15 protein-coding genes are annotated in these 11,676 nt (G+C 37.1%); 4 read left to right on the forward strand and 11 right to left on the reverse strand.

Annotation, left to right across the window (positions count from 1 at the left end; all coding sequences use genetic code 11):
• Positions 1-27: 27 nt before the first annotated feature.
• The gene (locus C564_RS0115315; protein ID WP_003200455.1) at positions 28-312 is read right to left on the reverse strand and encodes a post-transcriptional regulator; all 285 of its coding nucleotides are present in this window, start codon (positions 310-312) and stop codon (positions 28-30) included.
• Positions 313-530: 218 nt separating this feature from the next.
• On the opposite strand from C564_RS0115315, the gene spoVB reads away from it, so the two are divergent.
• Positions 531-2,090 carry a stage V sporulation protein B gene (gene spoVB / locus C564_RS0115320; RefSeq protein WP_018765901.1) on the forward strand — a complete coding sequence of 520 codons (1,560 nt, stop codon included), beginning with the start codon at positions 531-533 and terminating at the stop codon, positions 2,088-2,090.
• 87 nt (positions 2,091-2,177) lie between these two features.
• Here spoVB and C564_RS0115325 read toward each other — a convergent pair whose 3' ends face one another.
• Entirely contained in the window at positions 2,178-2,834 is a 657-nt protein-coding gene (locus C564_RS0115325; protein WP_018765902.1) for a DUF421 domain-containing protein, read from the reverse strand.
• Positions 2,835-2,948: 114 nt separating this feature from the next.
• Between C564_RS0115325 and C564_RS0115330 the strand changes: the two genes are divergently transcribed.
• Positions 2,949-3,332 (forward strand): TIGR04086 family membrane protein, encoded by a 384-nt coding sequence (locus C564_RS0115330; RefSeq protein ID WP_018765903.1) that lies wholly within the window; start codon positions 2,949-2,951, stop codon positions 3,330-3,332.
• 31 nt (positions 3,333-3,363) lie between these two features.
• Here C564_RS0115330 and yajC read toward each other — a convergent pair whose 3' ends face one another.
• Genes yajC through ruvA form a run of 6 tightly spaced genes read right to left on the reverse strand, consistent with a single transcriptional unit; the run spans position 3,364 to position 7,698 of the window.
• The gene (yajC, locus tag C564_RS0115335) at positions 3,364-3,624 is read right to left on the reverse strand and encodes a preprotein translocase subunit YajC (protein ID WP_006096029.1); all 261 of its coding nucleotides are present in this window, start codon (positions 3,622-3,624) and stop codon (positions 3,364-3,366) included.
• A 27-nt stretch (positions 3,625-3,651) separates the two neighbouring features.
• Positions 3,652-4,791: a tRNA guanosine(34) transglycosylase Tgt gene (tgt, locus tag C564_RS0115340; RefSeq protein WP_000125373.1), complete on the reverse strand. Its 1,140-nt coding sequence runs from the start codon at positions 4,789-4,791 to the stop codon at positions 3,652-3,654.
• A 14-nt stretch (positions 4,792-4,805) separates the two neighbouring features.
• Positions 4,806-5,858, reverse strand: a complete 1,053-nt coding sequence (gene queA, locus C564_RS0115345; RefSeq protein WP_018765904.1) for a tRNA preQ1(34) S-adenosylmethionine ribosyltransferase-isomerase QueA — start codon at positions 5,856-5,858, stop codon at positions 4,806-4,808.
• An 18-nt stretch (positions 5,859-5,876) separates the two neighbouring features.
• Complete coding sequence (locus C564_RS0115350) at positions 5,877-6,077, reverse strand: DUF2905 domain-containing protein (protein ID WP_026008581.1); 201 nt, start codon at positions 6,075-6,077, stop codon at positions 5,877-5,879.
• Positions 6,074-7,075 (reverse strand): Holliday junction branch migration DNA helicase RuvB, encoded by a 1,002-nt coding sequence (gene ruvB / locus C564_RS0115355; RefSeq protein WP_003200439.1) that lies wholly within the window; start codon positions 7,073-7,075, stop codon positions 6,074-6,076. Before ruvB ends, C564_RS0115350 begins: the two co-directional genes overlap by 4 nt.
• Positions 7,076-7,080: 5 nt before the next feature.
• The gene (ruvA, locus tag C564_RS0115360) at positions 7,081-7,698 is read right to left on the reverse strand and encodes a Holliday junction DNA helicase RuvA (RefSeq protein ID WP_018765905.1); all 618 of its coding nucleotides are present in this window, start codon (positions 7,696-7,698) and stop codon (positions 7,081-7,083) included.
• A 190-nt stretch (positions 7,699-7,888) separates the two neighbouring features.
• Here ruvA and C564_RS0115365 point away from each other — a divergent pair, with 190 nt between their 5' ends.
• Positions 7,889-8,833, forward strand: a complete 945-nt coding sequence (locus C564_RS0115365) for an iron-hydroxamate ABC transporter substrate-binding protein (RefSeq protein WP_018765906.1) — start codon at positions 7,889-7,891, stop codon at positions 8,831-8,833.
• 18 nt (positions 8,834-8,851) lie between these two features.
• Here C564_RS0115365 and C564_RS0115370 read toward each other — a convergent pair whose 3' ends face one another.
• A complete protein-coding gene (locus C564_RS0115370; RefSeq protein ID WP_018765907.1) occupies positions 8,852-9,376 on the reverse strand; it encodes a BofC C-terminal domain-containing protein in 525 nt (174 codons plus the stop codon).
• A 458-nt stretch (positions 9,377-9,834) separates the two neighbouring features.
• Here C564_RS0115370 and C564_RS0115375 point away from each other — a divergent pair, with 458 nt between their 5' ends.
• The gene (locus tag C564_RS0115375) at positions 9,835-10,269 is read left to right on the forward strand and encodes a branched-chain amino acid ABC transporter substrate-binding protein (RefSeq protein WP_018765908.1); all 435 of its coding nucleotides are present in this window, start codon (positions 9,835-9,837) and stop codon (positions 10,267-10,269) included.
• Between the two features lie 71 nt (positions 10,270-10,340).
• Here C564_RS0115375 and C564_RS0115380 read toward each other — a convergent pair whose 3' ends face one another.
• Positions 10,341-11,021, reverse strand: a complete 681-nt coding sequence (locus C564_RS0115380) for a YhcN/YlaJ family sporulation lipoprotein (RefSeq protein WP_018765909.1) — start codon at positions 11,019-11,021, stop codon at positions 10,341-10,343.
• 141 nt (positions 11,022-11,162) lie between these two features.
• Positions 11,163-11,676, reverse strand: a 514-nt coding sequence (locus C564_RS32110) for a hypothetical protein (RefSeq protein ID WP_018765910.1), incomplete at its 5' end; no start/stop codon positions are given.

Genomic DNA, 11,676 nt, shown 5'->3' on the forward strand with positions numbered 1-11,676 from the left:
AAGGAAGAACAAACCAATTACAGTCGGTTATTTATTTTCATATTCTTCAAATGACCAAAGTGGCGCTTGATACGCTTCTACTGTTAAATATGTCATATACTCATTTGCTGTTAATGTTAGCACATCATTCACAAGCTCATACAATCTAATTTCACTTTTTATTTTTTTCCACTTTTTACTTTTTAAACATTTCCAAATATCATTAACAGTCACTCGATCATAGCCAAACATTTGGAATTCTTCTAATTTGCTCTCTAAAACGACTTGTAACTGTCCGCGGTAAGCTTCTACCAAATCTTCTTTTTCAATCATACCATCACATCTCCTTCTGATTTCAGCACGAAAAGTCGCTTTTCATCCCGCTCTAATGGACAGCAATAACTGTCTTTAAGGGTTTTATCGCTCTGCTCTTTCCCATGAAAGTCTTACTTTATAAGCGCATCCTCTTAAATGCTTGTCATTCTTGTCTCATACGTGCATATAAATTATTGTAAATCATTCCATTGATTTTGAGAAGATAGGAGAAGATCATGACGAGACAAAGCTTTTTACGAGGTGCATTTATTTTAATGCTAGCTGGTTTTATTACAAAAATTCTCGGGTTCATAAACCGAATTGTAATGGCGCGTATTTTAGGAGAAGAAGGCGTCGGTCTTTACATGATGGCTGTCCCCACCTTTATTTTAGCAATTACATTAACACAAATCGGACTTCCTGTTGCCATTGCAAAATTCGTTGCAGAGGCGGAAGCAGTAAATGACAAACAAAAAGTAAAGAGAATATTAACAGTATCATTAGCTGTTACATCCGTTATTAGTATTATCTTAACAATCGGCATCATGCTTCTAACGCCCCTCTTAGCTGAAACTTTATTAACGGATAAAAGAACGTACTATCCACTAATGGCAATTTTACCTGTCGTTCCTGTTATTGCGGTTTCCTCTGTTTTGCGCGGCTATTTCCAAGGAAAACAAAATATGAAACCAAGCGCATATGCACAAGTGTTAGAACAAGTTGTCCGTATTACCATTATTGCCGTATGTATTCGGTTATTTTTACCTTACGGTGTTGAATACGCCGCTGCAGGTGCAATGTTATCAGCTGTTCTTGGGGAAGTTGCTTCTTTATTATTCTTACTTACTTTATTTCAGCGTGAAAAACATCTTTCTATACGAACTGGTTTTCTAAACACTGTCAAAGAAAGTAAACATACTTTTCATTCACTTATGGAAATTGCACTTCCAACTACAGGAAGTCGCTTAATTGGATCAGTCTCTTATTTTTTCGAACCAATTATCGTTATGCAAAGCTTAGCGCTAGCTGGTGTTGCGGCTTCAATTGCTACACAGCAATACGGCATATTAAACGGCTATGCATTTCCTCTCTTATCATTGCCAGCCTTTATTACATATGCGCTTTCTACAGCACTCGTACCATCCATTAGTGAAGCAATGGCAAAAAAACAACATCGATTAGTAGAACACCGTCTGCAACAAGCGCTCCGCATTTCTTTAATTACTGGAGGGTGGTCAGTCGTTATTCTTTATGTATTTGCTTCACCTGTTTTAACTCTCATGTACGGTTCAGACAGCGCAACTGCATTCATTCAATTACTTGCACCATGCTTTTTATTTCACTATTTTCAAAGCCCCCTTACATCTGTTTTGCAAGCTTTAAACTTAGCACGCGCCGCGATGATGAACACGTTTATCGGAGCCATTGTAAAACTGCTCGTTATTTTCTTACTCGCTTCACGTCCAGAATTTCAAATGATGGGGGTCGCACTTGCAATTGCCGCTAACATTGTGACGGTAACATTCCTTCACTACGCTACCGTCTTAAAAAAAATTACATTTACAATTTACATGAGAGATTATATTTTCGGGGGAATTACGATTGCCATTGCAGGAGCTTTCGGATTCTATCTTCATAAATATATTGTTTTTTCACATTCACTTGGCATACAAACATTATGGGAAATTACACTAACCACTATCCTTTATATTCTGCTTCTTCTTATTTTTAAACTAATTCGTAAAGAAGAATTACGACGTATTCCTATTGTTCGTAAACTTTTGATTTCAAAATAAAGTGAAACTTTACTCAGTAGAGGATTCTCCATCCCCACTATCCGCAAATAGCTGGGTAAATAGGCTTGCCTCTAGTCTGGCAAGCCTTTACTTCTCTTTCACATCGACAAAAAACTGTCCATTTTGAAAACTACAATACAAAATTTTTTTCACATCGTTATGCCCTAAGTTTTTTAATTTCTCTACTAGCCAGCCATCCGAATGCTCAATCATCTGTAAATGTTTATATTGAATTTCCCCATCAATAATTAAAGGAAGCGAAAACAGCGGTGTATCATTTTTACTCTTCTTACTTTTTTGTTTTTGAAAGACAGATAATTTTCCAGATGGCTCTAAAATAGCATACTCTACATCTCTTATATCTCCAACTCCCTGCTCACGTAATTGCATCATTAAGTCGTCTATATTATAGCGTTGCTTCCGCATCTGTTTCTCATCAATTTTTCCTGCATTCACAATAACAGCTGGCTCCCCTTCTATTAAATGACGAATACGCTGATTTTTTAAAGAAACCATCGATAAAGTTATTTGCACAGCCATGAGCAATACCATAGGAACTAGTTGATGCCAAAGAGACTTATCTGTATTTTCAATTGCGACCACAGCCATCTCACCAAGCATAATAAAAACCACTAAATCTAATACACTAAGTTCTCCAATTTCGCGTTTTCCCATAAGGCGAAAGATAATTAAAATCACAACATATAAAAGCATCGTCCGTCCAATTATCGATAGCCATTCCATTACTTTTTTCTCCTTTTTTAAACATTTTCTACTCATAGGTTTCCCTATAAAAAAGAAACTAGTCTAACTTATCAAAAATGAAAATATGCTTGTATTAAAAAGGGGGAATGCATAATGGATGGAACGAAAAAATTATCTACAGCAATCGGATTTGGGATTATCACTTTATTAATACTGGCCTCTATTACAAGTATGTTGATTGCTTTTTTATTAAAGTTTACAGATATAAGTGAAGGACCATTGGCTATAACCATTTTTATACTCGCTCTTCTTTCCATGCTCATATCCGGGTTTATCGCTGGCAAAAAAGCGCAAGGAAAAGGATGGTTCGTCGGATTCACAACCGGGTTTATCTTTGCTACTCTTGTTTTTCTCGTTAATTACTTAGGTTTCTCTCACGCATTATCTAATTCACAGCTTCTTTATCAACTTGGGTTAATGGGGGTAAGTACACTCGGAGGCATATTCGGCGTTAATATGTCAAAGCGTACAGATTGAAAAAGCCCTGCATTCGCAGGGCTTTTTACTATTACTTCTTCACAACTTCACGAATCGCATTGCGATCGAATGTTAAGTGTGAACCACCAGATTTAATAACAATCGTAGTGTCATCTACTGATTCAATTGTGCCGTGTAAGCCACCGATTGTTACGATAGCATCACCTTTTTGGATTTCACTTTGCATTTGTGCTACTGCCTTTTGACGCTTTTGCTGCGGGCGAATTAATAAGAAATAGAAAATCGCAAACATCGCAACAATCATGACAATATTCATCATACCTGGATTCATCTTTTGTTCCTCCTTTTAAATTATGTATTAGAAGTTTTTAGCATTCGGTTTATTAAAGCCATATTGTTCAAAGAACTCTTCACGGAAATCGCCAAGACGGTCTTCACGAATGGCTTGTCTCACCTGCTCCATTAAGTTTAACAGAAAATGAAGGTTGTGATAAGACGTTAACCGAATTCCGAATGTTTCATCACACTTCATTAAGTGACGAATGTACGCACGAGAATAATTTTTACATGTGTAGCAATCACAATTTGGATCAAGTGGGCCAAAGTCTCTTGCAAACTTCGCATTTTTCACAACAAGACGTCCTTGACTTGTCATACATGTACCATTTCGAGCAATACGAGTTGGAAGTACGCAGTCAAACATATCAATACCACGAATTGCACCATCAATTAATGAGTCAGGAGAACCTACCCCCATTAAATAACGTGGTTTATTGTCTGGAAGAAGCGGTGTTGTAAATTCCAGTACGCGGTTCATAATATCCTTTGGTTCCCCAACTGATAATCCACCTACTGCATAACCAGGGAAGTCCATTGAAACAAGGTCTTTCGCACTTTGGCGACGAAGTTCTTCAAACTCTCCGCCCTGTACAATCCCAAATAACCCTTGATCTTGTGGACGTTCGTGAGCTTTTAAACAACGCTCTGCCCAGCGACTCGTACGTTCTACAGATTTTTTCATATATTCAAAAGTAGCAGGAAACGGTGGACATTCATCAAATGCCATCATAATATCTGAACCTAATGCATTCTGAATCTCCATCGCTTTTTCTGGTGATAAGAATAACTTGTCTCCATTTAAGTGATTACGGAAGTGAACTCCCTCTTCTTCAATACGACGGAAATCACTTAAACTAAACACTTGGAAACCACCAGAATCCGTTAAGATTGCACGGTCCCAGTTCATAAATTTATGTAATCCGCCTGCCTCACGTACAATTTCATGACCTGGACGAAGCCATAAATGATACGTATTACTTAAAATAATGCCAGAATCCATCGCCTTTAACTCTTCTGGTGACATCGTTTTAACTGTCGCAAGTGTACCAACTGGCATAAATGTTGGTGTATCAAACGAGCCGTGCGGTGTATGAACGCGACCTAAACGGGCACCCGTTTGTTTACATGTTTTAATAAATTCATAACGAATTGCTGTCATAGATTTACTCCTTTTTATTTACTTCTTTCTTTAGCATGAGATGCAACGAACATCGCATCACCGAAGCTAAAGAAACGGTATTTTTCTTTTACTGCTTCATTATAAGCATGAAGGACATTTTCTCTACTTGCAAATGCACTTACAAGCATAATTAATGTTGATTTTGGCAAATGGAAGTTTGTAATTAAACCGTCAATTGCTTTAAATTCATATCCTGGATACATAAAAATATCCGTCCATCCCGATGTCGCACAAAGCTTACCATCGTGATCTGTAGCAATTGTTTCTAGTGTACGTGTTGACGTTGTACCAACAGTAATAATACGACCGCCGTTCTTTTTCACACGATTTAACAAATCTGCCGTTTCTTCTGACATATGATAATACTCAGCATGCATATGGTGTTCTTCAATTGTATCCGCAGACACTGGTCTAAATGTACCAAGGCCAACATGAAGCGTAATGAATGCTAAATGAACGTCTTTTTTCTTCAATTTCTCTAATAATTCTTCTGTAAAATGAAGCCCAGCTGTCGGCGCTGCTGCAGAACCAATTTCCTTAGCATATACCGTTTGATAACGATCACGGTCTTCCAGTGTTTCTTTAATGTATGGAGGAAGCGGCATTTCTCCAAGTTCATCTAAAATTTCATAAAAGATACCGTCATATGAAAACTCAAGCTGGCGGCCACCTTGATCAGCTGTTCCAATGCAAGTTGCTTTTAACTTTCCTTCACCAAAAGAAATGATAGTTCCTTCTTTTACACGTTTAGCTGGCTTTACAAGCGTTTCCCACTTATCTCCATCTTCTTGCTTTAAAAGAAGCACTTCAATATGTGCACCTGTATCTTCTTTCACACCATGCAAACGAGCAGGCATAACTTTCGTTTCATTTAAAACTAAACAATCACCCTCATGTAAATAAGAAAGAATGTCAGTAAAATGCTTATGCTCTATATCACCTGTTTCACGGTCTAACACCATTAGTCTTGATGTTTCGCGCTGTTCAAGCGGCGTTTGGGCAATGAGTTCTTCTGGTAAATGAAAATCAAACAGATTAATATCCATAACTATATCCACCTATTTCTATTTAAATCGATTTATGATATACATAACAAAAGATAATACAATACTTAACACAATACATGTAATGATCGGAAAATAAAAGGTAACGTTTCCTTTTTTCACAAAAATATCGCCTGGAAGCCTTCCGATGAACTTCCAAGCTACTCCAACGACAATGAGAAGAATACCAGCTGTAATAAGCAGCTTTGGCATATCCGTCATACCCCTGGCATATCCATTCCGAAATGTTCATAAGCGAGTGGCGTTACAATTCGTCCTCTTGGCGTTCGTTGTAAAAAACCAATTTGTAGTAAATATGGTTCATACACATCTTCAATCGTCGTAGACTCTTCCCCAATTGTCGCTGAGACCGTTTCTAATCCCACTGGACCACCACGGAACTTTTCAATAATACCAAGCAATAATTTATGATCGATATGATCAAGCCCTAGTTTATCGACTTGCAATAGTTCTAATGCCATTTGTGTAATTTCCATCGCAATCGTTCCATCGCTTCGAACTTGTGCAAAGTCACGAACACGTCTTAGTAATCGGTTTGCGATACGCGGCGTACCTCGTGCACGCCTTGCAATTTCTAAAGCAGCTAATGAGTCAATTTCAACTTCAAACACTTCTGCTGTACGCTCTACAATCGCTGATAGTTGATCTACTGTATAATACTCTAACCGTGATAACACACCAAAGCGGTCACGAAGCGGTGCTGATAATGCACCAGCGCGCGTTGTTGCGCCAACTAGCGTAAACGGCGGTAAATCAAGCCTTACTGAACGTGCTGATGGGCCTTTCCCAATCACAATATCAAGACAAAAGTCCTCCATTGCTGGGTATAGTACCTCTTCAATTGACCTATGCAAACGATGAATTTCATCAATAAATAATACATCACCAGGTTGAAGCGCCGTTAATACTGCCGCTAAATCTCCTGGGCGTTCAATTGCTGGACCTGACGTCGTTCGAATATTAACGCCCATTTCATTGGCAATAATATTCGCAAGCGTCGTTTTCCCAAGTCCTGGCGGCCCGTATAATAGTACGTGATCCAATGTTTCCTCACGCATTTTCGCTGCTTCAATAAACACTTCTAAATTATGTTTCGCCTTATCTTGGCCAATATATTGACGGAGCGTCTGTGGCCGTAACGAATATTCTAAGTCCGCATCTTCATATGCCGATTCTCCTGAGAGAAGACGTTCGTCCATTCTACTCACCTCTTACCATTTAGTAAAAGACTAAGTGCCTTTTTAATATACTGATCCGTCGTAAGTGATTCTTTTAATAACTCCGGTACAACACGAGAAACTTCTCGTTCTGCATAGCCAAGTGCACGAAGTGCCTCAAGCGCTTCATCAAGCTCAGCTGATGAACTCTTCTTCTGGTCGAAACGTTCTACATCTGAGAATAAATCAACAAACGCATCTGGTACAACATCAGCTAATTTTCCTTTTAAGTCTAAAATCATTTGACGTGCAGTTTTCTTTCCTACTCCCGGGAATTTCACTAAGAATTTTTCATCCTCATGTTCAATTGCTTGCACGACCTGCCCAGTTTGACCAGAAGCTAAAATAGCAAGTGCACCTTTTGGTCCGATTCCTGATACACCTAAAAGTTTTGTAAATAACAAACGCTCTTCACGTGTCTTAAATCCATAGAGCGCCATAATATCTTCTCTCACATAATGATATGTATATACACGAATTTCTTGCTTACTTCTTTGAAATACATATGGATTTGGCGTAAAAATTTGATAGCCGATTCCATTATGATCAAGAACGACATATTCTGGCCCTACATATTCCACATAGCCTGTAACATATTCAAACAAAATACGATCTCTCCCTCTCAAATCATGTATTCCATTTTAACATATTTAATGATAGAAAAGCGAGACTACCCCAACAAACGTTCTCTATTTAGCTTTTTCATTTTTTTCATATTGACAGAACAATATAAAGCAAATTAATCTTACAAAGACGATAATGATTATCAATATTAATTAAAGGGGTTACATAAAGGTGAAACGCAATCTATCTATTCTATTTACTCTCATTCTTGTTATTTTTACCATTGTTGGTTGCTCTTCTAAACAAGAAGAAGCACAGCCAAAAGAACAACCGAAAACAAAAGTTGTAAAACATGCAAAAGGTGAAGCTAAAATTCCGACAAACCCAAAAAGAATTGTCGACTTATCTGGATCATCTGAAGAACTGTTACTTCTTGGTCATAAACCTGTTGGTACAGCTAACACGTATAAAGATAAAATCCAAGATCATTTGCAAGAAAAGCTAAAAGATGTAAAAGCAGTTGGTTGGTACTGGGCACCTAAAGTTGATTTAGAAGCGGTTACTGCTTTAAAACCAGACTTAATTATTTTAAACAACCGTCAATTGAAAATTTATGATCAATTAGCAAAAGTTGCCCCAACAGTTGTTCTAGAAACAAACTTAGAAAACTGGCGCGACAAATTTAAGGAAGTAGGCAAGCTATTTGACGAAGAGAAAAAAGCAGATAAATGGATTGCAGACTACGATAAAAAAGCAGATTCCTTATCTAAAAAAATTAAAGAGAAAACAAAAGATGAAAACTTTATGTTCCTTGCTGTAACACCGCAAAACTTCCGTGTATATGGTAGCTTCGGATATGGTGATATTCTCTTTAATGACTTAAAACTACCTGCAACGAAAGGAACAGATTTAAAACAGACGATGGCACAAGTATCATTAGAAGGCCTTGTTGCATTCCAGCCTGATCAAATGTTTATCGTAAACTTTGGTGGCGAAGCAGATAAAGTGTTCGATGACTACAAAAATAGTGCTGTTTGGAAAGATAACAAAGCTGTAAAAAATAATCATGTTTACGAAGTAAGCAATGAAGTCTTTAACACAAAAGCATTCAACCCTATCAGCAAAGATATGCTAATTGATGAAATTGCAAAACAAATTTTAGATAAAAACAAATAAGAAAACCAGCAGCTCACATCAGCTGCTGGTTTTCTTATTTTGCACTGCATACTGCTTCATTTTCTCAATCGTCTTCACAAAACGTTCTTTTGACTTGATACGAATACCACGTTTTAGCTTTGCACGATCATAACTTTCTAGCTTTTTCATATCAATTTGGAAGAATGAGTGAATCGCATTATCACTTTTTGGTACACCGTTAAAAATTTGCAGTATCCCCTCATTGGAAACACCAAAATACCCACTCGTTTTAAGTAGTGGTGAAATATCATCCACCTTTTTTTGCAGTACAATTTGCGTATCATCACTATCGACAAGCTGCCATTCTTTATACTGCTGAAGAAACTGTTCTAAATTTGCTACTTTTTCAGTGAAAATTTCCTCACTTACCTCTCCATCTACATACATACGCTCTAATAGAATCGTAACTTGAGGTTCTTTTTGCGTAACCTCTAATGCAGAAGCCGCAGCTATCACACTTGATTCATGATATAAACAAAACATAGCGATTACAACTTGAACTGCAACCATCATGAATTTCATTTCCGCTCACCTCTTCTAAGCAAAATAAAACTTCCGTTTGTAGTTTTTCCGGAAATAGAAGTTTTATCCATAGTAACAGCGGTGATTATTTTTAATGAAAATAAAAAATGCAGGTAAGGTGTAATCCCTACCTACATGAGTCATTTACTTTTATATAATAAGAAAGACGCCTGCACATAGCAGGCGTCTTGATGCGTTTACGGCGAGAGACCAGGCGGCCACATCCGCGTGTTTAGCACTTAAGCATATCTCTCGTCTTACGTAAATTAGCTCATCGCTTTGCTAATATAACATTAATGTAAAAAGAACGCAAGCTAAACATAGAAAAATTTCATTAACTTTTTACAACAGTATTTATCCCTATAACCATTAAAGTAAAATATAAATTGATTATTGCAATATATATGTTACAATAAATGTAGATACAATGAAAAATCTGGTAAACAGGAGTGAGTATATTGAAAAGAATAAAAGATGAACGTTTAATCCTTCAAAATTTAAAGAACGTTCGAATTGCCTTTCTCTTTCAATCAATTGGTATAATGGGCATCTTAGGGTATATTGGCTTCAATGAAGGTATAGATCAAATTACAAAATCTCCACTATGGTTATTATTCATACTAACAAGTATACTTCTAGCCTATTTACAAATGGGAATCTCTATTGATGCAGAAGAAAATGAAAAAGAAATGAAACTAACGCCTTATTACAAACTTGTTTTACGCTCTGCTATCGTAGGAATCATTTTTGCTATTATTTATGTTATTTTCAGCCCTGAAAGACCGCTATGGGAAGGCATTCTTATGGGAAGTATTCTCTTCTTATGCTTTTTAGCTTCTTATTCTGTTGGTTACTTTATTAAAAAAAAACGTATGCAGGATATTGATGAATGACTTTCTGCATCGCTATTTTAATATTTATGAAAATAAAAAGGGAAAGGCCGTAAACCTTTCCCCTTTTTTTGTTATCGCACTGTACCAGTAAGACCAGCACGAACGTCTCGAAATAAATCTGATATGTCACGATTTAAATTGTTTGTAACTGTTCCATTGCGCAGACGTGTATTCATCGTATCAACACGTTCAAACATGTCATTTTTTACAGTTACATACACATTTCTATTTTTCACGTCATTTGCAACCGCTTGACGGATTTCATTTGCCATTTCTGTTTCGTTTGTTACTGTGTTACGTGGTTTCACCGCAATAACTACATCATTTCCACGCACAACTGTAGAAACACGATCCACATTATTCATACCCTTAACACGATTTGTAATTCTTTCTGCAGTTTTACCATCATTGTTAATGTATGAATTATTCATTGTAACGTTACGAGTTGGATATGGATTTGCCATTTGACCGTGGTAATTTACATCACGGTAGTAGTTATATCCAACATCATTACGACGATCATATACATTATCTGTAACTCTATTTCCATTTCGATATGTTACATAATCTGTATATCGATCTGTACGTGCTACATTATTTCTGTATGGTTGTGTATCATAATAAGATGTACGTTCATAATTGTAGTTCGCATTGCGCCCATCCATCGCACTTTTATTCTTAGGTGTACCACATGCAGCTAATGCACTGGTAACTAACAAAGAAGCGGCAATAATTTTAATTTTTTTACTCAATATAAAAACCCCCCTTGTTAGGTTGAACTTCTCTCTCGAAAAGCTCCTTCTTATAGTGAGTAACAAAGGAGATTTTTACACTTGTTAATATTTCACTAGGAATTTTCTAACACGACCTCTTTATTGTTAACGCAACTCTCTCTACTCCTCATCTTCTGCAAGTGGTTCTCCAAAAATCTCTGGCGGATTTTGCTGATAATTCATCGTACCTGGCTGCGGTGCATATGCGACTTGAGCTGTTGGATAATATGGAGAATTAGGATAATATGGCCCACCTGGCTGTGGACTATATAAATTTCTTTCCTCACCACATCCACAATCTTCTTCTGCTGGCATCATTTGTGGAACATTATTACCAGCTTGCGGTTGGTATGGCATTGAAGTATGTTGCACTGGCATTTGGTGCGGCATCATTGGCATACCTTGTGTATGTGGCATTTGATAATACGGATTTTGCTGTTGTTGGTATGGCATTTGATAATATGGATACTGTTGTGGCATCATTGACGATTGATATGGCATCGGTATTTGCTGCGGCATCATTGGCGGTGGTTGATTATTATCCATCATTGGCATGATATTCGGCATTTGATTATTATCCATCATCGGCATGATATTCGGCATTTGGTTACTATCCATCATTGGCATGATATTC

Source organism: Bacillus sp. 105MF, assembly GCF_000374885.1.
Taxonomy (GTDB): domain Bacteria; phylum Bacillota; class Bacilli; order Bacillales; family Bacillaceae_G; genus Bacillus_A; species Bacillus_A pseudomycoides.

What these genes read in the sequence shown, in the direction of transcription:
- spoVB (WP_018765901.1), top strand. Translation starts at nt 531, where the DNA reads ATGACGAGACAAAGCTTTTTACGAGGTGCATTTATTTTAATGCTAGCT.
- yajC (WP_006096029.1), bottom strand. Translation starts at nt 3,624, where the DNA reads ATGAATCCAGGTATGATGAATATTGTCATGATTGTTGCGATGTTTGCG.
- C564_RS0115350 (WP_026008581.1), bottom strand. Translation starts at nt 6,077, where the DNA reads ATGACGGATATGCCAAAGCTGCTTATTACAGCTGGTATTCTTCTCATT.
- C564_RS0115330 (WP_018765903.1), top strand. Translation starts at nt 2,949, where the DNA reads ATGGATGGAACGAAAAAATTATCTACAGCAATCGGATTTGGGATTATC.
- C564_RS0115325 (WP_018765902.1), bottom strand. Translation starts at nt 2,834, where the DNA reads ATGGAATGGCTATCGATAATTGGACGGACGATGCTTTTATATGTTGTG.
- C564_RS0115370 (WP_018765907.1), bottom strand. Translation starts at nt 9,376, where the DNA reads ATGAAATTCATGATGGTTGCAGTTCAAGTTGTAATCGCTATGTTTTGT.
- tgt (WP_000125373.1), bottom strand. Translation starts at nt 4,791, where the DNA reads ATGACAGCAATTCGTTATGAATTTATTAAAACATGTAAACAAACGGGT.
- queA (WP_018765904.1), bottom strand. Translation starts at nt 5,858, where the DNA reads ATGGATATTAATCTGTTTGATTTTCATTTACCAGAAGAACTCATTGCC.
- ruvB (WP_003200439.1), bottom strand. Translation starts at nt 7,075, where the DNA reads ATGGACGAACGTCTTCTCTCAGGAGAATCGGCATATGAAGATGCGGAC.
- C564_RS0115315 (WP_003200455.1), bottom strand. Translation starts at nt 312, where the DNA reads ATGATTGAAAAAGAAGATTTGGTAGAAGCTTACCGCGGACAGTTACAA.